The organism is Azospirillum sp. TSO35-2 (assembly GCF_003116095.1).
Taxonomy (GTDB): Bacteria; Pseudomonadota; Alphaproteobacteria; order Azospirillales; family Azospirillaceae; genus Azospirillum.
On the sequence record NZ_LGRA01000013.1, the window covers coordinates 171678 to 191351 of the forward strand.

The 19674-nt window shown below is 70.5% G+C and carries 16 protein-coding genes; 9 read left to right on the forward strand and 7 right to left on the reverse strand.

Annotated elements, in window-relative coordinates:
• Positions 1-55: 55 nt before the first annotated feature.
• Together TSO352_RS08185 and TSO352_RS08190 are read left to right on the forward strand one after the other, a co-directional pair.
• Complete coding sequence (locus tag TSO352_RS08185; RefSeq protein ID WP_247871977.1) at positions 56-2302, forward strand: HAMP domain-containing methyl-accepting chemotaxis protein; 2247 nt, start codon at positions 56-58, stop codon at positions 2300-2302.
• 48 nt (positions 2303-2350) lie between these two features.
• A complete protein-coding gene (locus tag TSO352_RS08190; protein WP_109106859.1) occupies positions 2351-3382 on the forward strand; it encodes an amino acid ABC transporter substrate-binding protein in 1032 nt (343 codons plus the stop codon).
• 76 nt (positions 3383-3458) lie between these two features.
• On the opposite strand, the gene TSO352_RS08195 is transcribed toward TSO352_RS08190, so the two are convergent.
• From TSO352_RS08195 to galU, 3 genes are all read right to left on the reverse strand, one after another.
• On the reverse strand, positions 3459-4862 hold the full coding sequence (locus TSO352_RS08195; protein ID WP_109106860.1) for a phosphomannomutase/phosphoglucomutase: 1404 nt from the start codon (positions 4860-4862) through the stop codon (positions 3459-3461).
• Between the two features lie 37 nt (positions 4863-4899).
• On the reverse strand, positions 4900-6264 hold the full coding sequence (locus tag TSO352_RS08200) for a UDP-glucose/GDP-mannose dehydrogenase family protein (protein ID WP_109106861.1): 1365 nt from the start codon (positions 6262-6264) through the stop codon (positions 4900-4902).
• A gap of 200 nt (positions 6265-6464) precedes the next feature.
• Positions 6465-7334, reverse strand: a complete 870-nt coding sequence (galU, locus tag TSO352_RS08205; RefSeq protein WP_109106862.1) for a UTP--glucose-1-phosphate uridylyltransferase GalU — start codon at positions 7332-7334, stop codon at positions 6465-6467.
• Between the two features lie 368 nt (positions 7335-7702).
• Here galU and TSO352_RS08210 point away from each other — a divergent pair, with 368 nt between their 5' ends.
• The 4 genes from TSO352_RS08210 to TSO352_RS08225 all read left to right on the forward strand — a co-directional run bounded on the left by TSO352_RS08210 (position 7703) and on the right by TSO352_RS08225 (position 11102).
• The gene (locus TSO352_RS08210) at positions 7703-8452 is read left to right on the forward strand and encodes an RNA pseudouridine synthase (RefSeq protein ID WP_247871978.1); all 750 of its coding nucleotides are present in this window, start codon (positions 7703-7705) and stop codon (positions 8450-8452) included.
• Positions 8453-8536: 84 nt separating this feature from the next.
• The gene (locus TSO352_RS08215) at positions 8537-8812 is read left to right on the forward strand and encodes a GNAT family N-acetyltransferase (protein WP_109106863.1); all 276 of its coding nucleotides are present in this window, start codon (positions 8537-8539) and stop codon (positions 8810-8812) included.
• An 89-nt stretch (positions 8813-8901) separates the two neighbouring features.
• Positions 8902-10170 (forward strand): O-antigen ligase family protein, encoded by a 1269-nt coding sequence (locus TSO352_RS08220; protein ID WP_109106864.1) that lies wholly within the window; start codon positions 8902-8904, stop codon positions 10168-10170.
• Complete coding sequence (locus tag TSO352_RS08225; protein WP_109106865.1) at positions 10167-11102, forward strand: glycosyltransferase family 9 protein; 936 nt, start codon at positions 10167-10169, stop codon at positions 11100-11102. Before TSO352_RS08220 ends, TSO352_RS08225 begins: the two co-directional genes overlap by 4 nt.
• 156 nt (positions 11103-11258) lie before the next feature.
• On the opposite strand, the gene TSO352_RS08230 is transcribed toward TSO352_RS08225, so the two are convergent.
• Positions 11259-12887: a phospholipid carrier-dependent glycosyltransferase gene (locus TSO352_RS08230; RefSeq protein WP_109106866.1), complete on the reverse strand. Its 1629-nt coding sequence runs from the start codon at positions 12885-12887 to the stop codon at positions 11259-11261.
• Positions 12888-13121: 234 nt separating this feature from the next.
• Between TSO352_RS08230 and TSO352_RS08235 the strand changes: the two genes are divergently transcribed.
• Positions 13122-13613 (forward strand): DUF2934 domain-containing protein, encoded by a 492-nt coding sequence (locus TSO352_RS08235; protein WP_109106867.1) that lies wholly within the window; start codon positions 13122-13124, stop codon positions 13611-13613.
• Between the two features lie 91 nt (positions 13614-13704).
• On the forward strand, positions 13705-14049 hold the full coding sequence (locus tag TSO352_RS08240; protein WP_109106868.1) for a four-helix bundle copper-binding protein: 345 nt from the start codon (positions 13705-13707) through the stop codon (positions 14047-14049).
• A gap of 23 nt (positions 14050-14072) precedes the next feature.
• Here the strand turns inward: TSO352_RS08240 and TSO352_RS08245 are convergent, their stop codons facing one another.
• From TSO352_RS08245 to TSO352_RS08255, 3 genes are all read right to left on the reverse strand, one after another.
• Positions 14073-15614, reverse strand: coding sequence for an MDR family MFS transporter (locus TSO352_RS08245; RefSeq protein WP_109106869.1), 1542 nt, complete (start codon positions 15612-15614; stop codon positions 14073-14075).
• A 156-nt stretch (positions 15615-15770) separates the two neighbouring features.
• Positions 15771-16898, reverse strand: a complete 1128-nt coding sequence (locus TSO352_RS08250) for an HlyD family secretion protein (protein ID WP_109106870.1) — start codon at positions 16896-16898, stop codon at positions 15771-15773.
• 49 nt (positions 16899-16947) lie between these two features.
• Positions 16948-17424 (reverse strand): MarR family transcriptional regulator, encoded by a 477-nt coding sequence (locus TSO352_RS08255; protein ID WP_109106871.1) that lies wholly within the window; start codon positions 17422-17424, stop codon positions 16948-16950.
• Positions 17425-17624: 200 nt separating this feature from the next.
• On the opposite strand from TSO352_RS08255, the gene ilvD reads away from it, so the two are divergent.
• Positions 17625-19490: a dihydroxy-acid dehydratase gene (gene ilvD / locus TSO352_RS08260; protein ID WP_109106872.1), complete on the forward strand. Its 1866-nt coding sequence runs from the start codon at positions 17625-17627 to the stop codon at positions 19488-19490.
• The last annotated feature ends 184 nt before the right edge of the window (positions 19491-19674 follow it).

The following is a 19674-nucleotide window of genomic DNA, read 5'->3' on the forward strand; positions in this document are numbered from 1 at the left end:
ATGATGACCGTGTTGCAATCCGTGAAACCGTGTTCTGGCGGCGGGGGGTTTGGGCATGAGGGCAGTCGCGACGATGGTGAAGGCACGGGCGGCAAGGGCACGGGTCGATGAGTCCGGGGCCCGCTTCCGCTTCTGGACCCTGCGGCGGGCGATGGTGTCGGTCGTCGGCGTGCTGGTGGCGGCGCTGATCGCCAGCCAGGCCTGGGTGTCGCAACGCTACACCGACTTCGCGGTGGCGACCTTCAACAGCAGCAGCGCCGCGACGCTCAGCGTGCTGGTCAACGACCGCATCCGCAAGAACTACACGGAATGGCTGCAAGGCCACGCCAACGAATGGAGCCGCGACGGCTTCCTGGTCGACAGCGTGTCGCAGAAGGATTTCGCCAAGGCGACGCTGGCGCTGAAGAACATCCACGCCCGCCCGGTCGTCGTCGACCGCGAGGTCAAGCTGGTGTCGGTCGCGGTGTTCGACGCCGACATGAACCGCGTCGCCGCCACCGGCGGCACCGACCAGGACACCGTCGCCACCGTCGCCCCGCTGTTCGAGGCGCTGAAGGCGCGCGAGCTGGCCGACAAGCGCCGCCCCGCCGGCCTGCTGTGGCGGGACGCGCAGGGACGGCCGCTCCACAGCATGATCATGCCGATCGGCGGCTTCCGCGTGCTGGGTTTCCTGGAGGTGGTGACCGACCCGCTGCCGGCGCTGTCCAGCCTGGGCGCGGTGCTCGACGCCGACATCCGCTTCAAGGACGCCAAGGGCGAGCTGCTGTACGAGAGCAAGGGCGGCGCGCCGTCGCAGCACGCCACCCTGTCGAACACCAGCGTCGCCATCGGCGGCGACGGCGGGCTGCCCTGGGCGACCGCCGAGATATCGCGCGACATCGCCGATTTCGTCGGCGCCACCGAGGCGTTACGCAACGACGCGCTGACGATGGTCGGCGCCTTCGCCCTGGCCGTCGCCATCGCCGCGGCGCTGCTGCTGCGCGTCGCCGTCTTCGCCAGCCTGCGCAAGTTCGCCCGCGCCATGGAGCAGATCGCCGCCGGCGACCTGTCGATCGAGGTCCCCCGCACCGGCCGCGACGAGCTGGCGGTGATGGCGGCCGCCCTGCGCCGGCTGCGCGGCAGCGTCGAGCAGGTGCTGCTGATGAAGCGCATGGTCGATTCCAGCCCGGTGCCGACGGCGCTGCTGCGCACCGGCGGGCCAACCGGAGACGGACAGGTCGGCTTCGTCAACCCGGCGGCGCGCCGCTTCTGCGAGGCGCACGGCATCGACCCGGCCAGCCCCGACCTGCTGGCCCAGGGGCCCGGCTTCACCGCCGACTGCACCGATCCCACCCGCCCGCCGATCCCGCGCCGCACCCTGACCGTCGACGAGACGACGGTGGAGGCCCATGTCGACACCGTGTTCGACGACCAGGGCAACGTGCTGGGCAAGACGCTGTCCTGGACCGACGTCACCGATCAGGTGCGCTCGGCCGCGCTGGCCCGCCAGTTGATGGAGGACGTGCATCAGGTGGCGTCGGGCGTGGCGCTGCAATCGGGCCAGTTGCGGACGCTGGCCGACACGCTACGCCAGCAGTCGGCCAGCACCATCGACAGCACGGTCAGCGCCGGCAGCTTCGTCGCCGAGAGCAACCGCAACGCCGCCACATGCAACGGCAGCGCCGTGACGCTGATGGACACCATCGGCACCGTCGCCAGCCTGGCGAACGAGGCCGCCGGCGTGGTCGGCGCCACCATCGGCGAGCTGGGCGCCGCCCGCGGCGTGGTCGGCCAGCTGGGCGAGAACACCGACCAGATCCGCCGGATCGTCGACGTCATCACCGGCATCGCCCACCAGACCAAGCTGCTGGCGCTGAACGCCACCATCGAGGCGGCGGTGGCCGGCGAGGCCGGCAAGGGCTTCGCCGTCGTCGCCGCCGAGGTGAAGAAGCTGGCGGAGGAGACCGCCAACGCCACCGTGCAGATCGCCACCTCGGTCAGCGCCATCAACGGCAGCATCCAGAACACGGTGGACAGCTTCACCCGCCTGTCCTCCTCGGTCGAGCGGATCAACACGGTGCAGGACCTGATCGGCGACGCGGTGGCGCGGCAGACCGAATCCTCCACCGACATTCGCAACCGCGTCGGCGAGATCGCCGCGACCTCCGGCGAGGTGGCGGCGCTGATCGACGGGGTCAGCGCCCAGGCCGCGCGCACCGGCGACATCGCCGGCACCCTGACCGAGACGGCGAACACGCTGGCCGAGGAAGCGGGATCGCTGCATAGTCTGCTCAACACGCTGCGCGCCCAGCAGGCGGCCTGATCCCGGGGCCGCGCGCGCCGCGTCCGGTGGGGTGGAGCGGCGGTGGCGATGGGGTTCGGCGCGTGGATGGTGATGGGCCTCGCCGTTTTGGCGGGGCTGGCGACCTCCGTGGTCCCGGCCCGGGCGGCCGACGGTGAGACGCTGGAGCGCATCCACAACCGCGGCGTCCTGGTCTGCGGGCTGCGCAGCGGGGTCAGCGGCATCTCCTTCACCGACCCGCAGGGCCATCTCGACGGCTTCCTGGTCGATGTCTGCCGCGCCTTCGCCGCCGCAACGCTGGGCAGCGCCCAGGCGATCCGCGTCGTCCGCCTGCCCGACAAGCCGCAGGAGTTCGAGGCGGTGGAGAAGCACGAGGTCGACGTGGCGCTGACCACCACGACCTGGACCTTCAGCCGCGACCTGTCCTTCGACGTCGAATTCCTGCTGCCGCTGCTCTACGACGGCCAGGGCTTCGCCATCCTCAGCGACGGCCCGCCGCCGCCGCTCGACCGGCTGGGGCCGCAGACGGTCTGCGTCAAGTCGCCGACCACCACCGTCCGCAATCTGGAGGACCATATCCGGCAGGCCGACCGGCCCTGGACCATCCGCACCTTCAAGACCTTCGACGAGGCGCTGCAGGCGTTCCTGGCCCATGAATGCGGGCTGCTGACCACCGACCGCACCGTGCTGGTGACCTCGCTGGCCGGCTACCGCGAGGCGGTGGGCATCCACATCTACCCCGACGTGATCTCGCGCGAACCGCTGACGCCCTACATCGCGCGCGGCGACCGCAACTGGTACGACGTCACCCGCTGGATCCTCCACGCCATCATCCTGGCCGACGCCAAGGGCGTCACCGCCGCCGACGTGCAGGCCGGCCGCATCCCCGACGACCCGGAACTCGACCGCATGCTGGGCCATGCCGGCAACGCCGCCCGCAACTTGGGCCTGCCCGACGACTGGGCCCTGCAGGTCCTGGCACAGGTCGGGAACTACGGCGAGATCTTCGACCGCAACCTGGGCAAGCCCTACGGGATGGAGCGCGGGCTGAACCAGCCCTGGACCCGCGGCGGCATGCTGTACGCCCCGCTCTTCCGCTGAAAACGTTCCGCTGAAACGACGAAGCCCTCTCCCCGGGGGGAGAGGGCTCGTTGTCACACCGGACCGGGGACCGCGCTCAGTGCGCCGAACCGCCGCCCTCGAAGGACGGCGCCGGCAGGCCGGACGCCACCAGCTGGTCGATCAGGGCGGTCTTCAGCCGCTCCAGACCCTCCTGGCTGTAGGACTCGGCGCGGGCGACCAGCACGTCCTGGGTGTTGGACGCGCGCAGCAGCCACCAGCCGTCGTCGGTCGTCACCCGGACGCCGTCGATGTCGTTGACCTTGGCGCCCGACGCCTTGACCCGCGCCTTCACCTCGTCGACGACGGCGAACTTGCGCTCCTCGTCGATCTGGAAGCGGGTCTCCGGGGTGTTGACCATGTCGGGCAGGCCGTCGCGCAGGGCGGCCAGCGTGGTGTTCAGCTTGCTGACCAGCCCGACCAGCCGCACGCCGCAATAGAGCGCGTCGTCGAAGCCGTACCACTTGTCGGCGAAGAAGATGTGGCCCGACATCTCGCCGGCCAGCGGCGACCCGGTCTCCGCCATCTTGGCCTTCAGCAGCGAGTGGCCGGTCTTCCACATCAGCGGAACGCCCCCATGCTTGGCGATCTCGTCGAACAGGGCCTGGCTGGCCTTGACGTCGGCGATGATGGTGGCGCCCGGATGGCTCTTCAGCACGTCGGCGGCGTAGAGCGCGACGAGCTGGTCGCCCCACACCACGCGGCCCTTGTGGTCGATGGCGCCGATGCGGTCGCCGTCACCGTCGAAGCCGATGCCGATGTCGCAGCCATGCTCCGCCACCGCCTTCTTCAGGTCGATCAGGTTCTTCTCGACCGTCGGATCGGGGTGGTGGTTCGGGAAGTTGCCATCGATGTCATCGAACAGCAGGATGTGCTTGCCCGGCAGCTTGGCGGTCAGGCGGCGCAGGATCTCGCCCGACGCGCCGTTGCCGGCGTCCCAGGCGATCGTCAGGTCGCGGGTGCCGTCATAGTCCTTCAGCAGGCGGGCGACATACTCGTCCTGGACGTCGATCTTCTCCGACGAGCCCTGGCCCTGCTCCCAGTCGGCCTTGGCCGCCATGGTGCCGAGGTCGAGGATCTGCTGGCCATAGACCGGGCCCTTGCCCAGCATCATCTTGATGCCGTTGTAGTCCGGCGGGTTGTGCGAGCCGGTGATCATGATGCCGGCCGCCGCCTCGCGGTCGCGGGTGGCGAAATACAGCATCGGCGTGGGGCCGAGCCCGATGCGCAGGACATGCAGGCCGGTGGAGACCAGACCCTCGACCAGCGCTTCCTCCAGATCCGGCGAGGACAGACGGCCGTCGTAGCCGACGCAGACCGTCTTGCCGCCCTTGCGCACCACGACGGTGCCGAAGGAACGGCCGACCGCGCGGGCGTCGGCGGGGGTCAGCGTCGTGCCGACGATGCCGCGGATGTCGTACTCGCGCAGCACCGTGGGGTGGAAGGTATGGGCTTCGCTCATCGTCTTGTTCGTCCTCTGTTGCACGCCGTCTCAGACCTCAGCCACGGTCTGTGTCGCCGGACGGCGTCGTCGGCCGGCCATCGGGGTTGGCGGCCGGCGTCGGCCGACCGATGGAACTGTAGGTGAATCCGGCCTTTGCCATGTCCTCGGGGTTGTAGATGTTGCGCAGGTCGACCATCACCGGCCGCTTGAGCATCGTCTTCACCCGACGCAGGTCGAGGGCGCGGAACTCGTTCCACTCCGTCAGGATAGCGACGCAGTCGGCGCCCTCCAAGGTGCCATAGACGTCCTTGGACCATTCCACGCCGGGAAGCAGCTTTTCGGCCTCGTGCATCGCCGCCGGGTCGAAGGCGCGCACCGTGGCGCCGGCCGCCTGCAGGGCGGGAACGATGTCCAGCGACGGGCTGTCGCGCATGTCGTCGGTGTTCGGCTTGAAGGCGACGCCCAGCACGGCGACGATCTTGCCGTCCACCGTTCCGCCGCAGGCGGCGATGATGCGCTCCGCCATCTGCTTCTTGCGCTTGTCGTTGATGTCCACCACCGTCTCGATGATGCGCAGCGGGCTGCCGACCTGCTGGGCGGTGCGGACCAGCGCCAGCGTGTCCTTCGGGAAGCAGGACCCGCCATAGCCGGGGCCGGGGTGCAGGAACTTGCGGCCGATGCGGCCGTCCAGCCCGATGCCGCGCGCCACGTCGTGGACGTTGGCGCCGACCTTCTCGCACAGGTCGGCGATCTCGTTGATGAAGGTGATCTTGGCGGCCAGGAAGGTGTTGGCGGCGTATTTCGTCAGCTCCGCCGTCTCCAGCGAGGTGATGACGATCGGCGTCTCGATCAGGTAGAGCGGCCGGTACAGCCGGCGCATCACATCGCCCGCGCGGTCCGAGGTGGCGCCGATGACGACGCGGTCGGGCCGCATGAAGTCGCCGATGGCCGAGCCTTCGCGCAGGAATTCCGGGTTGGAGGCGACGTCGAACTCGGCGTCGGGCCGCACGCGGCGGATGATCGCCTCGACCTCGCGGCCGGTGCCGACCGGGACGGTCGATTTGGTGACGACCACGGTGTAGTGGTCGAGATGCTGGGCGATCTCTTCCGCCGCGCCATAGACGTAGGACAGGTCGGCGTGGCCGTCGCCGCGGCGCGACGGGGTGCCCACCGCGATGAACACGGCGTCGACGCCCTGCATCGCTTCCCGCAGGTCCATGGTGAAGGACAGCCGGCCGGCGGCGACGTTGCGGGCGACCAGATCGTCGAGGCCGGGTTCATAGATCGGAATCTCGCCGCGCTTCAGCCGCTCGATCTTGCCGGCGTCCTTGTCGACGCACGTGACGTGCACGCCAAATTCCGAAAAGCAGGCGCCGGAGACCAGGCCGACATAGCCCGTGCCGATCATCGCTATGCGCATCGTGTCCCCCTCATGTCCTTTGAATTAAGGAATCCCGTATCACTCGTGGGCGCCCTGCCGGGCTTTCCTCGGGCCGGCCTGTTTCTTGCGGCCGGCTCATTCGTTGGTTGGCCGAATTGGCGTCGGCACAAACGCACGCGCCCGCCGCCGTCCGGTTCAGGGGACGGGGCGGGCACGGCATCACGCATGCTGCCCGTCGGTCAGCAATATTTCCGCAGCATCTCGCGCACCTTGCCGGCCATGTCGGGCCGGTTCAGCGCATGGGCGAGCGTGGCCTCGATGAAGCCGATCTTGTCGCCGCAGTCGTAGCGGGTGCCTTCGAAGCGCAGGCCGTGGAACGGCTGGTTGCCGATCAGCTTGGCCATCGCGTCGGTCAACTGGATTTCGTTGCCGGTGCCGCGCTGCTGCTTTTCCAGATGATCGAAGATCTCCGGCTGCAGGATGTAGCGGCCGATGATCGACAGCGTCGACGGCGCCTCTTCCGGCTTCGGCTTCTCGACCAGCCCGCGCACGGTGGCGAGGCGGCCGTCGTCCTTCTCGACATCCAGGATGCCGTAGCTGCTGGTGCGCTCGCGCGGCACGTCGACGACGGCGACGATGTTGCCGCCGACCTCCTCGTACGCCTCGACCATCTGCTTCAGGCAGGGGGTCTTGCCCTGGACATAGTCGTCAGGCAGCACGATGGCGAAGGGATCGTTGCCGATCAGGGCGCGGGCGCACCACACCGCGTGGCCGAGGCCGAGCGGCACCTGCTGGCGGGTGTAGAAGCAGCGGCCGGGCGCGATCTCGCTGTGGCGGACCTCTTCCAGCGCGTCCAGCTTGCCGCGCTCTTCCAGGGTGCGGTTCAGTTCGGTGTCGGCGTCGAAGTGGTCTTCGATGGCGCGCTTGGAACGGCCGGTGACGAAGACGAAATCCTCGATGCCGGCGGCGCGCGCCTCTTCGACGGCGTGCTGCAGCAGGGGGCGGTCGACCAGCGGCAGCATCTCTTTCGGGATGGCCTTGGTGGCCGGCAGGAAGCGCGTGCCGAGACCGGCGACCGGGAACACCACCTTGCGCACGGGTTTCCGCATTGGACGTCTCTTGTGGTTAAGGCGAAGGCAAGATCAATGGTCGCGCACACGCCGGACCGCAAGCGGAACCGACGGGGGCACAGCCGTTGTCCCGGCTTTCTGCCATGCCTTCCCCGGCGGCGCAACAAACCTTCCGAGACCGGGCAAAAGGCTAGTCCCAGAGGGCGAAATCAAACGAAAATCAGCCGAATGTCCTCGTTGCAGTCGATCTTTATCCGCAACGTCCGACATAAACCCGAACCTTTCTCATAGGCGGTGGAGCGCACGGCGCGACACCGTGCCGCTGCCGTTCATCGCGTTCCGGACCCCCGTTCCAGCCCCCGTTGCCACCACGTCCGGCGGGCTTGCATCGCCGGGCCACTGCGGCCATGGTGCCGGCCGTCTTCCGCACCGGCCGGACCGCCATGACCCCCGACTCGCTGCGCGCCCGCGTGCTCCACCAGGATGAGCTGTGCTTCGTCATCGACAAGCCGGCCGGGCTGGCGGTCCACAAGGCCGGCCGCATCACCGATCATCTCGACCTCTACCTGCCGTTCCTGGCCGACCCCGGCGGCGAGCCGCCCAAGCTGGCGCACCGGCTGGACCGCGACACCGCCGGCTGCCTGATCCTGGGCCGCACGTCCTGGGCGTTGAAGCGCTTCGGCCAGATGTTCGCCGCCGGCCAGGTCGACAAGACCTATTGGGCGGTCGCCGACGGCATCCCGGCGGACGAGGCCGGGACGATCGACCTGCCGCTGCTGAAGCGGATCATGCCGAAAGCGACGCCGGAGGCACCGGCCACCGGGCAATCCTCCTGGACCATCCTGCCCCATCCCGACGGCCAGCCGGCGGTCACCGACTACCGCGTGCTGGGCACCGGCAACGGCCGCTCCTGGCTGGAGCTGAGCCCGCGCACCGGCCGCACCCACCAGATCCGGATCCATTGCGCCGCGATCGGCTGCCCGCTGGTCGGCGAACCCTTCTACGGGCCAGAGCGCCGGGTGCCGGGCGGGCTGCATCTGCTGGCGCGCTCGGTCACCTTCCAGCTCGCCTCCGAACGGCCGCGGATCACCGCGGTCGCCCCGATCCCAGAACACATGCGCGACGCACTGGCCGCCTGCGGCTGGCCGGGAGACTGAACGCAAATGGGGTGCTTCCGTCCCGACCGGCGCGCCCCAATGTTTAGGGAAAGGCCGACCGCAACAAGCAGGGATGAGGACGGAATGGGACAGGCGATCACCGACAACCGGGACCAGAGCCGGTTCGAACTGGCCGTCGGCAACCAGACGGTCTTCGCCGACTACCGCCGCAACGGGCGGACGCTGGTGATCTCCTACGTCGAGGCGCCGCCGTCGCTGCGCGGCACCGGGGCCGCCGGGCGGCTGATGGAAGGGGTCATGGACGCGGCGCGCAGCGAAGGGCTGAAGGTGGTGCCGCTGTGCAGCTACGCCGCCCTGTGGATGCGGCGGAACAAGCAGCACGGCGACCTGCTGGCCTGACGGCCCGGGCCGGCCGGGGCGCTGGACGTTGCTTTCCCGGCGGGAGTGCGGTTAAGTCCCCGCCGGTTTCCGCAGTCCGCGCAGAGTTCATGGCCGTCACCGTCTCGCGTCCCACCGCCTCCACCCATGCACCGCGGGCTGCCGGCCCCGATGCGGCGTTGCGCCTGCTGTCGGGCGCCGCCGCCCTGGCCCTGGGGCCGCTGGCGGCGCTGGCCCCGCGCGGCCTGCCGATCTGGGCGATCGCCTTCACCCTGCTGGCGCTGGCCGGGCTGGCGCGCGGCCACGCGCTCGGCCGGCTGGCCCGGTCGCGGACGCCGATCCTGGTCGTCGTCGCCTTCCTGCTGGTGGCCCTGCTGTCCTGCCTGTGGAGCCCGTCCGACCGCGCGCTCGCCACCGTGGCGGAGATCGGCTACATCGCGCTCGGCGCGCTGGCCGGCGGCGCCTGGGTGGCGACGCTGCCGGCGGCCGACGCCCGGCGGCTGGCCGTCCTGTTCCTCGGCGGCGGGCTGGCCGGCGTCGCGGTGTTCGCGGTCGAGGCGGCGCTGGACTTCCCGCTGAACCGCTGGTGGAACGCCGTCCCCGACGACCATCTGCCCAACCTGCTGAACGGCAACGTGCCGAAACGGACGGCGGCGCTGCTGTGCCTGCTGGTCTGGCCGGCGGCGCTGGCGGTCGACCGTTTCGGCCACCGCCTGATCGCCCTGCTGGTGCCGGTGGGCTACGCCCTGGTCTGCCTGCCGCTGACCAGCCGGTCGGCGATGCTGGGCATCGCGGTCGGGCTGGTGACGCTGGCGGCGGCGCGGCGCTGCGCCCGCTGGACCCGCCGGGTGATCGGCGCCGTCGTCACCGCCGCCTTCCTGCTGGTGCTGCCGGGGGCGCTGCTGATCGCCGGACGGCTGGATCTGGACCACGCCCACTGGCTGTTCCGCTCCGCCCAGCACCGGGTCGAGATCTGGGGCCACGCGGCGACGCGCGCCCTGCAGACCCCGTGGTTCGGCCAGGGCATCGATTCCTCGCGCGCGCTGCCGCCGGAGGGCGCGGTGTCCGACTTCGCGCCGATCGGCGACAGCCTGTTGCCGCTGCACCCGCACAACGCCTTCCTTCAGGTCTGGCTGGAGACCGGCGCCGCCGGGGCGATGCTGGCGCTCGCCGCGATGCTGCTGCTGCTGGCCGGGACGGCGCGGTTGAGCCGGCACGACCAGCCCTTCGCGCTGGCGCTCTACGCCACCGCGCTGGCGATGGGCAGCACCGCCTACGGCATCTGGCAGGCGTGGTGGATGGCGGGATTCCTCGCCGCCGCGCTGATGCTGCGGCTGGCCACCCGCATCGCCGGACAGCCGGAGGGAGACCCGCGATGAGCAAGCGTCCGCTCCGCATCCTGGTCATCAAGCTGGGCGCCTTCGGCGACTTCTTCCTGGCCCAGACCGCTTTCGCCGCGATCCGCCGCCACCATGCCGGCGACCGGCTGACCCTGCTGACCCTGCCCTCGCTGGCGCCGCTCGCCCGGATGAGCGGCCTGTTCGACGAGGTGCTGGAGGACCCGCGCGAGCGCTCGCTCGCCGCCTATCTGGCGATCCGCCGGACGCTGCGCGCCCACCGGTTCGACCGCGTCTATGACCTCCAGGCGCAGACGCGCACCGACCTGTACCACCGGCTGCTGTTCCCCGGACCCTGGCCGGAATGGTCGGGCACCGCGCACGGCGCCTCGCACCCCGACCGCTACGAGGGGCGGCGCAAGGTGCCGGTGCGCGAGCGCTACGTCCGCCAACTGGCGCCCTTCGGCATCGTCCTGGACGAGACGCCGGACCTGTCCTGGCTGGACGCCGACATCGGGCGCTTCGGCCTGGACGGCCCCTTCGCGCTGCTGGTGCCGGGCTCCTCCCCCGGCCGCCCGGACAAGCGCTGGCCGGTCAGCCGCTACGCCGAGCTGGCGGCGGCGCTGACCGGGCGCGGGGTCACGCCGGTGGTGATCGGCACCGCGATCGAACGCGACCTCGCCCGCGCGGTGGTGGAGTTCTGCCCGCAGGCGGTCGACCTGACCGACCGCACCAGCGTACCGGAGCTGGGCGGGCTGGCGCGGCGGGCCTGGGGCGCCGTCGGCAACGACACCGGCCCGACCCACCTGATCGCGGCGGTCGGCTGCCCGACGGTGGTGGTCTTCTCCGACGCGTCGAACCCGATCCACAGCACCGGCCCGCGCGCCCTGATCCACCACCGCCCCGACTTCGCCGCGATGGACAGCGCCGGCGTGCTCGACGCGCTCGACGGGATACGCGGCAAGGCGTCTTGATACCATCGAGCGCAAGTTCTGACTGACGCTCGACGGCAAGGGCCGCGACTGCGGCCCCGCAGGCCCATGCCTGCGAAGGCAAGCGGCCGGACGGCCGCGCCCGCCGTTTGAGGGCGTGCGTAAAGCCTGATATGTCAGGCTTTACGCACGACGGTATTAACGGCAGAACGGGAAGGGCGCCACCTTCGGCATGTAGATCGGGATCCAGTCGCAATGGGTCACCGGGTTGGGCAGCCGGCGGCTCTCGACGACCGGCCAGGCGTGGGCGGCGACCACCACCAGCGCGACGCCGGCCAGGATCCAGCGGCGCGGCCGCGGCCGGTCGAGCAGGCCCGGCAGCCGCGTCAGCACCCAGGCGGCCGACAGCACCGCCAGCGGGTCGGTGTAGGCGGCGTAGGCGCGCTGGAAGCCGCGCAGCGAGAACAGCGCCTCCAGCCCCCAGGCCACCAGCAGCAGGAACAGCGCCTGGACCGCCGCCAACCGCTGGCCGCGGCGCCACAGCACCACCGAGCCGGCGATGGCGAACCACTCGACGATGATGGTCTGCGGGATGTTGTCGGGGTGCAGGACGATGGTGCGGATCGCCAGCGTGCGGCCGATCCCCGCCAGCAGCAGCGCCAGCGTCCCCTCCCCCACCACCTGCCCCTGGCCCTGGAGTTCGGCGCCGTGGCGCCAGGAGGTGAAGACGAACATGTGCTCGACGAAGTTCGCCACGGCGATGGCGTTCTGCTCGTTCCAGCGAAGGTCGAGCGCCAGCAGCCCGAGCGACAGACCGAGCAGCACCGCCGCCGCCCCGGCCACCGCCCGCAGCGGCGGCACCCGGTGCACCCCGGCATGGACCAGGATGCCGAGCAGCACCCAGCCGGCGACGATCCCCTGATAGCCGCCGCCCGACAGCCCGCCGCCGACCGGGGTGTAGGGGTAGACGGCGCGGCCCCAGCCGGCCAACCCCGCCGCGACCAGCCCGAAGGCCGGCACCGCCGCGGCGACCGCCAGCCCGACCAGCACCGCCGCCGTGGCCCCCGTCTTGCCTTGTAGGCCGGTCCGGTCCTCACCGGTGCGGCCGAACAGGATCGCCGCCACCGGGATGCCCATCGCCAGGAACACCGCCTGCACCTTGGTCACCATGGCGAGCCCGACCAGCAGCCCGGCGAGCGCCAGTTGCAGGACCGACCGGCCGCCGCAGCCCCGGCCCGGCAACGGGCGCACCGCCTGCAGGACCAGCAGCAGCGCCGTGACGACGAAACCGGCCGACAGCAGGTCGGTGCGCATCTGCCGGCCCTGCGCCGTCAGCCCGACGCCGAAGGCCAGGACGATGCCGGCCAGCAGCGCCACCCGGCGGTCGCCGGTCAGGCCGCGCAGCAGCGTGGCGTAGGTGACGGCGAAGGCGGCGGTCAGCAGGATCGACAGCGCGCGGCCCGCCTCGACCAGCGCCTGCCACGCCGCCGCGGTCGCCGCCGGATCGGCGCCGGGCGGCAGCGCCGACAGGGTGGCGACCGGCAGCAGGCCGAGGCCGTGCAGCAGCCGGTACCAGACGTCGATCACCAGGAAATAGCCGTAGCCGGGATGGTCGAAATACTCCTGCGGCAGCCCGTCGCCGAACAGCAGCCCGTGATAGGCCAGCACCAGATCCTGGTCGGCGTGCATCCAGTAGGGCAGCCGGAAACCAACGAGCAGCACCGACAGCGCCATCGCCGCCGCCAGCCCCAGGCACAACGCCCACCAGGGCGCCGCCGCGACACGGTCGAGGAGGGAGGGGCGGGCGGTGCGGAGGTCGGGTGTCATGGCGGGCGTGCGGTCCAGTGTCGCTGGCCGGTTCGGACCGGCCGCGCCTTGTGGCACGGAATCCGCCGGTTGGGAACCATGTCCAGCGCCCCCTGTTGCACGCTCATCACAGGGTGGACGCGTGCGCGTGCGCCCCTTTCGGGGTGCCTCGCAGGAGTGGCTTTGCAACACCGGCGGGGGACTGCCACAAAATACGGTATGGCAGACCAATTGGGCAGACGAACGGGGGACCCGATGGCCGACACCGATGATATCCAGGAGCGTATCCGACGCCGCGCCCACGAACTGTGGGAGCGCGAAGGGCATCCGCATGGCCGCGAGAGCGAGCATTGGGCCCAGGCCGAGGCGGAAATCCGCGGCGCCGGCGTGCCGGAACCGGCCGAGAAGGTGGCCGGCTCGCGCCGCAAGGCCACCGCCAAGACGGCCCCGGACAAGGCGGGCGCCGAAAAGGCGGGCCCGGGCAAGACGACCGGCAAGACCACCCGCGCCGCCGCCGAATCCCTGTCGGAGGTCGACAAGGCCGCGCCGCCCTCCACCCGCAAGGGCGGCAGCAAGGCCGAAAGCACGAAGACCGAAAGCGTGAAGGCGGAGCGCGGCAAGGCCGAAACCGCCCAGACCGGCAAGACCACCGGCAAATCGACCGGCAAGACCGCTGAAAAGGCCCCGGCGGCGAAGCCCGCCCGCGGCTCGAAGAAGGACAGCGGCAAGAGCGCCTCGGCCGGCTGACCACACCCGGCGGCGAGGCCGCGGCGACGGAACCGTCCAGCTTCCCGAACGGTTGTCTGACCACACTGACAACCGACCGGAGGACCGACCGATGACCGCCTCGCCGTCGATGGACGACTGCATCCGAAACTGCACCGACTGCCACGCCGTCTGCCTGGCGACCGTTGCCCATTGCCTGACCAAGGGTGGGCAGCACGCCGAGGCCGGGCACATCCGCCTGCTGCTGGACTGCGTCGACATCTGCCGCACCAGCGCCGACTTCATGATCCGCGGCTCGCGCTTCCATCACCGGACCTGCGGCGCCTGCGCGGAGATCTGCGCGGCCTGTGCCGACGGCTGCGACCGCATGGCCGACGACCCGATGATGAAGCGCTGCGCCGAAACCTGCCGCCGCTGCGCCGAAAGCTGCCGGGCGATGTCGACCGCAGCGGCCTGACCTTTGCGACAGGGCCGCCCCGCCTACTCCATCACCGCCGCGTCCGCCGCCGCCGCGCCCGCTTTCGGCCGGCGGAGCAGCAGCAGCATCGGGATGACCAGCAGCGCGACGTACATCATCAGCTTGAAGTCGTCGATGTAGGCGATCATCGCCGCCTGCTGGGTGACCTGGGCGTTCAGCATCGCCAGCGCCGCCGGCGACGCCACCGCCTGTTCGCTCAGCGTCGACGAGAAGGGCGTGAGGTGCGCGGCCAGATCGGCGTGGTTGATCTGGGTGTTCTGCGACAGCAGCGTCATCACCACCGAGATGCCGACGCTGCTGCCCAGGTTGCGGACCAGGCTGAACAGGCTGGCGGCGTCGGTGCGAAAGCGCGGTTCCAACGTCGCGAAGGCGATGGTGCTGAGCGGCACGAAGACGAGGCCGAGGCCCAGCCCCTGCACCACGCCGCTGATGATGATCGGGCTGCGGTCCATCACGATGGTGAAGCCGGTCATGGCCCACAGCGACCAGCTGGTCAGCAGGATGCCGGCCAGGATCAGCAGCCGCGCGTCGATCCTTCGCACCAGCCGCCCGACCACCAGCATCGAGATCATCGTGCCGACGCCGCGCGGCGCCAGCACCAGGCCGGTGGTGACCGTCGGATAGCCCAGCAGATTCTGCAGCATCGGCGGCAGCAGCGCCATGGTCGCCAGCAGGATCACGCCGATCACGAAGATCAGGATCAGCCCGGCGATGAAGTTGCGGTCGCGCAGCAGATGCGGGTCGATGAAGGGCTCGGTCCGGCTGTTGCCATGGGCGGTGGCGATGTGAATGGCGAAGATCCAGAAGGCGCAGGCGGCCAGCGCCGTCTCGACCCAGATCTCGGTCGCGCCGAACCAGTCGAGCTGCTCGCCGCGGTCCAGCAGCATCTGGAAGGCGCCGACCGCCAGGCCCAGCATGGCAAAGCCGAAGACATCGAACGAGCGCTGGCGGCCCTTGGTTTCGTGCAGGAACACCAGCATGCCGAAGAAGGCCAGAAGCCCGACCGGCAGGTTGATGTAGAAGACCCAGCGCCAACTGAAGCTGTCGGTCAGCCAGCCGCCCAGCGTCGGCCCGGCGATCGGCCCCACCATGATGCCGGCGCCCCACATCGCCATCGCCTGCCCGTGCCGCTCCTTCGGGTTGATGTCGAGCAGCACCGACTGCGACAGCGGCACCAGCGCCGCACCAAAGATGCCCTGGACCAGCCGGAAGGCCACCATCTCCGTCAGGCTGCCGGCCAGCCCGCACAGCACCGACGCCGCGGTGAAGCCGGCGACCGCGATCAGGAACAGCCGCTTGCGCCCGAACCGGTCGGCCAGCCAGCCGGTGGCCGGCGTGGCGATGGCCGCGGCGACGATGTAGGAGGTCAGCACCCAGGTGATGGTGTCCTGCGCCGCCCCCAGGCTGCCCTGCATGCTGGGCAGCGCGACGTTGGCGATGGTGGTGTCCAGCACCTGCATGATGGTGGCGAGCATGATCGACACGGTGATCATGCCGCGGTGCTTCACCTCATGCGGGGCGGCGGAGGATTGGGTGGCGGCCATGGGAGTGCCTGCGGCTGATGGGAAACGTGATTGCCCGATGCCCCTCCCCAACCCTCCCCGGCTTGTCAGCGGGAGAGGGAGTAAGTGCTTGATTGGGAGAGTGGCGGCAGTCCCCTCCCCCGCCCAGCGGGGGAGGGTTATGGTGGGGGTCGAGCTTTACCGGATCGCCGCCAGCGCGCTGCCGATCACCCCCGGCAGCGGCCGGGCGTAGTGGGTGTCGACCTCGACGTCGGCGCTCAGGCCGGTGCGCAGCGGCACCGCCGCGTTGCCATCGACCGGCTCGTTGCCGTCGATGCGCAGGCGGACCGGCACGCGCTGCACCACCTTCACCCAATTGCCGGTGGCGTTCTGGGCGGGCAGCACCGAGAACTCCGACCCGGTGCCGGCGCCGATGCTCTCGACATGGGCGGTCAGGGTGCGGCCGGAATAGGCGTCGACCACCACGGTGGCGGTCTGGCCGACCGCCATGTGGGTCAGGTCGGTCTCCTTGAAGTTGGCTTCGACCCAGCTCGCCCCGTTCATGACGACGCTGACCGCCGACAGGCCGACCGGCATGTACTGGCCGACCAGCAGCCGCTCGGTCTGGCTGACGACGCCGTCGGCCGGCGCCCGCACCACCGTGTGGTCCAGGTCGCGCTGCGCCGTCGCCGTCTTCGCCAGCGCCTCCAGCACCGTCGGGTGGCGGTCGGTGGGGACTTCGGGGTCGCCGCCCAGCGCGGCGCGGGCGCTGACCACCGCCTGCTTGGCGGTGTTCAGGTCCTGCTGCGCCGCCATCAGGTCGTGGCGGACGGAATCGTAGGTCGCCCGCGCGGCGACGCCGGTCTTCAGCAGATCCTGCTGGCGCTGGAACTCGCGCTGCTCGAAGGCGACCTTCTCCTCGGCGGCGGCCTGCTTGGCCAGCTCCTCGCCCAGGTCGGCGCGCAGCTGCTCCACCTTCAGCCGGGCCGAGGCGAGCGCGGCCTCGGCCTGCTGCAGGGCCAGCCGGTAGGGCTCGTCGTCGATGCGGAACAGCACGGCGCCGCGCGACACCGGCTGGTTCTCGCGCACCGCCACCTCGACGATGCGGCCGGAGACGTCGGGGCTGATCGTCACCTTGTCCTGCTGGACATAGGCGTTGTCGGTCGAGACGAAGCGGCCCCCCACCACATACTCGTAGCCGCCGCCGACGGCGACCAGCAGCGGCAGGGCGGCCATCAGCAGGTAACGCCGCCAGCGCGACCGCCGGGCGGGTTTCGCAGGAACGGTGGGGCGGGTGTCGGTATCGCGGTCGGTCACGGCGGTCATCGGGGTCGGTCCCAAGCGGAAGAACGGTGCGGGTTCAGGAAAGGCGGCCTCACGAACGAACAACCGCCTTGGCGGCCGGTTCGGCACGCCGGTCGGACAGGTTGGCACGCATGGCGGCCAGGATGCCGACCAGGCGCTCCTCGGTGTCGGGGGGCAGGCCGGCCAGCGCCTCGGCGTAGATCTCCGCGGCGAGCGCCCGGCCCTGCTCCAGAATGGCGTGCGCCTTGGCGGTCAGGTGCGGCAGGCGGGCGCGCCGGTCCTGCGGGTCGGGGTGGCGCTCGATCCAGCCGCCCTCCTCCATGCGGTCGATCTGCCGGCACAGCGTGATCGGCTCGATCTCCAGCAGGTCGGCCAGCGCCGCCTGCTTGATCCCGCCGTTCCGCGCCAGCGTGGCGATCACCGACCATTGGGCGCGGGTCAGGCCGAGATGGCGGGCGCGCTGGTCGAAACGCACGCGCATCAGCCGCGCGGTGTCGTTCAGGACGGCGCCCAGGGTGAGGGAATGCGGTTTGGCGCTGGAGGGCATGGCTCGACATCATAAGCTTGCTTATTACTCCGGCGAAGTTAATAAGCTTGCTTACGATCGACAATCCTCGCCGCGTGCATGGCAGGGCCACGCGGGCGTCGCGCCTCTGGCATCCGCGACAGGAGATTGCTAAGGTGCCCACCCGTTTCGTTCCATTCCTTTCGCCAACTCGCCAAAATCGACCAGCTGAGGACCGATCCATGCCGCACTACCGTTCCCGCACCTCCACCCATGGCCGCAACATGGCGGGCGCGCGCGGCCTGTGGCGGGCGACCGGCATGAAGGACGGCGATTTCGGCAAGCCGATCATCGCCATCGCCAACTCCTTCACCCAGTTCGTGCCCGGCCACGTCCACCTGAAGGATCTGGGTCAGCTCGTCGCCCGCGAGATCGAGAAGGCCGGCGGCGTCGCCAAGGAATTCAACACCATCGCGGTGGACGACGGCATCGCCATGGGCCATGGCGGCATGCTCTACAGCCTGCCCTCGCGCGAGTTGATCGCCGACGCGGTCGAATACATGGCGAACGCCCATTGCGCCGACGCGCTGGTCTGCATCTCCAACTGCGACAAGATCACCCCGGGCATGCTGATGGCCGCCATGCGCCTCAACATCCCGGCGGTGTTCGTGTCCGGCGGCCCGATGGAGGCCGGCAAGGTCAACTGGCGCGGCAAGGTCAAGGCGGTCGACCTGATCGACGCCATGGTCGCCGCCGCCGACCCGACGGTCAGCGATGAAGAGGCGGCGGAGATGGAGCGCGGGTCCTGCCCGACCTGCGGCTCCTGCTCCGGCATGTTCACCGCCAACTCGATGAACTGCCTGACCGAGGCGCTGGGCCTGTCGCTGCCCGGCAACGGCACCATCCTGGCCACCCACGCCGACCGCAAGGAGCTGTTCCTCGCCGCCGGCCGTACCGCGGTCGAGCTCTGCCGCCGCTGGTACCAGGAGGAGGACGCGACCGCCCTGCCGCGCGGCATCGCCACCAAGGAAGCTTTCGAGAACGCGATGACGCTGGACATCGCCATGGGCGGTTCGACCAACACCGTGCTGCACATCCTGGCGGCGGCGCAGGAGGGCTGCATCGACTTCACCATGGCCGACATCGACCGGCTGTCGCGCCGCGTCCCCAACGTCTGCAAGGTCGCCCCGGCGGTGTCCGACGTCCACATCGAGGACGTGCACCGCGCCGGCGGCATCTTCGGCATCCTGGGCGAGCTGGATCGCGGCGGCCTGCTGCACCGCGACGCGCCGACCGTCCACGCCAGGACGCTGGGCGAGGCGCTGGACCGCTGGGACGTGGTGCGCACGCAGGACCCGGCCGTCCACACCCTCTACAAGGCGGCGCCCGGCGGCATCCCGACCGTGGTGCCCTTCAGCCAGGAACGCCGCTGGCCCGACCTGAATCTCGACCGTGAGAAGGGCGTGATCCGCAAGGTCGAAAACGCCTTCAGCCAGGATGGCGGGCTGGCCGTGCTGTACGGCAACATCGCGGCGGACGGCTGCATCGTGAAGACGGCGGGCGTCGACGCCTCCAACCTGATCTTCGCCGGTCCGGCCCGCGTGTTTGAAAGCCAGGACGACGCCGTCGCCGGCATCCTGGGCGACGTGGTCAAGGCCGGCGAGGTCGTGGTCATCCGCTATGAAGGCCCGCGCGGCGGCCCCGGCATGCAGGAGATGCTGTACCCGACCAGCTACCTGAAGTCGAAGGGGCTGGGCAAGGCCTGCGCGCTGGTCACCGACGGCCGCTTCTCCGGCGGCACCTCCGGGCTGTCGATCGGCCACGCCTCGCCGGAAGCGGCGGCCGGCGGCGCCATCGGCCTGGTCGAGGACGGCGACCGCATCGAGATCGACATCCCCAACCGCGTCATCCGTCTGGTCGTCAGCGACGAGGAGATGCAACGCCGCCGCGACGCGATGAACGCCAAGGGCGTCAACGCCTGGAAGCCGGCCAGCCGCGACCGCGTGGTGACTCCGGCGCTGCGCGCCTACGCCGCCCTGACCACCAGCGCCGACCGTGGCGCGGTGCGCGACGTGTCCCAAGTCGAAGGCATCGCCGTCCGCCGCTGATCAACACAGGCTGGCCATGACACCGCGCCCCACCAACGCGCGGCGTCGGCTATCCCATGCAAATAACGCCAACAAGCGCCGCGTGAATCGCGGCGCTTTCTTTTTTGCGGGGATCGCCATACGGCCGTATGTTGCATTCCACCCACGCGAAAAACTTTACGCCCTGCATCGCTGGGATATTCGC

Excerpts from the sequence above, each read along its gene's own strand:
- TSO352_RS08185 (WP_247871977.1), top strand. The coding sequence starts at position 56 with ATGAGGGCAGTCGCGACGATGGTGAAGGCACGGGCGGCAAGGGCACGG.
- TSO352_RS08190 (WP_109106859.1), top strand. The coding sequence starts at position 2,351 with ATGGGGTTCGGCGCGTGGATGGTGATGGGCCTCGCCGTTTTGGCGGGG.
- TSO352_RS08195 (WP_109106860.1), bottom strand. The coding sequence starts at position 4,862 with ATGAGCGAAGCCCATACCTTCCACCCCACGGTGCTGCGCGAGTACGAC.
- TSO352_RS08200 (WP_109106861.1), bottom strand. The coding sequence starts at position 6,264 with ATGCGCATAGCGATGATCGGCACGGGCTATGTCGGCCTGGTCTCCGGC.
- galU (WP_109106862.1), bottom strand. The coding sequence starts at position 7,334 with ATGCGGAAACCCGTGCGCAAGGTGGTGTTCCCGGTCGCCGGTCTCGGC.
- TSO352_RS08210 (WP_247871978.1), top strand. The coding sequence starts at position 7,703 with ATGGTGCCGGCCGTCTTCCGCACCGGCCGGACCGCCATGACCCCCGAC.
- TSO352_RS08215 (WP_109106863.1), top strand. The coding sequence starts at position 8,537 with ATGGGACAGGCGATCACCGACAACCGGGACCAGAGCCGGTTCGAACTG.
- TSO352_RS08220 (WP_109106864.1), top strand. The coding sequence starts at position 8,902 with ATGGCCGTCACCGTCTCGCGTCCCACCGCCTCCACCCATGCACCGCGG.
- TSO352_RS08225 (WP_109106865.1), top strand. The coding sequence starts at position 10,167 with ATGAGCAAGCGTCCGCTCCGCATCCTGGTCATCAAGCTGGGCGCCTTC.
- TSO352_RS08230 (WP_109106866.1), bottom strand. The coding sequence starts at position 12,887 with ATGACACCCGACCTCCGCACCGCCCGCCCCTCCCTCCTCGACCGTGTC.
- TSO352_RS08235 (WP_109106867.1), top strand. The coding sequence starts at position 13,122 with ATGGCCGACACCGATGATATCCAGGAGCGTATCCGACGCCGCGCCCAC.
- TSO352_RS08240 (WP_109106868.1), top strand. The coding sequence starts at position 13,705 with ATGACCGCCTCGCCGTCGATGGACGACTGCATCCGAAACTGCACCGAC.
- TSO352_RS08245 (WP_109106869.1), bottom strand. The coding sequence starts at position 15,614 with ATGGCCGCCACCCAATCCTCCGCCGCCCCGCATGAGGTGAAGCACCGC.
- TSO352_RS08250 (WP_109106870.1), bottom strand. The coding sequence starts at position 16,898 with ATGACCGCCGTGACCGACCGCGATACCGACACCCGCCCCACCGTTCCT.
- TSO352_RS08255 (WP_109106871.1), bottom strand. The coding sequence starts at position 17,424 with ATGCCCTCCAGCGCCAAACCGCATTCCCTCACCCTGGGCGCCGTCCTG.
- ilvD (WP_109106872.1), top strand. The coding sequence starts at position 17,625 with ATGCCGCACTACCGTTCCCGCACCTCCACCCATGGCCGCAACATGGCG.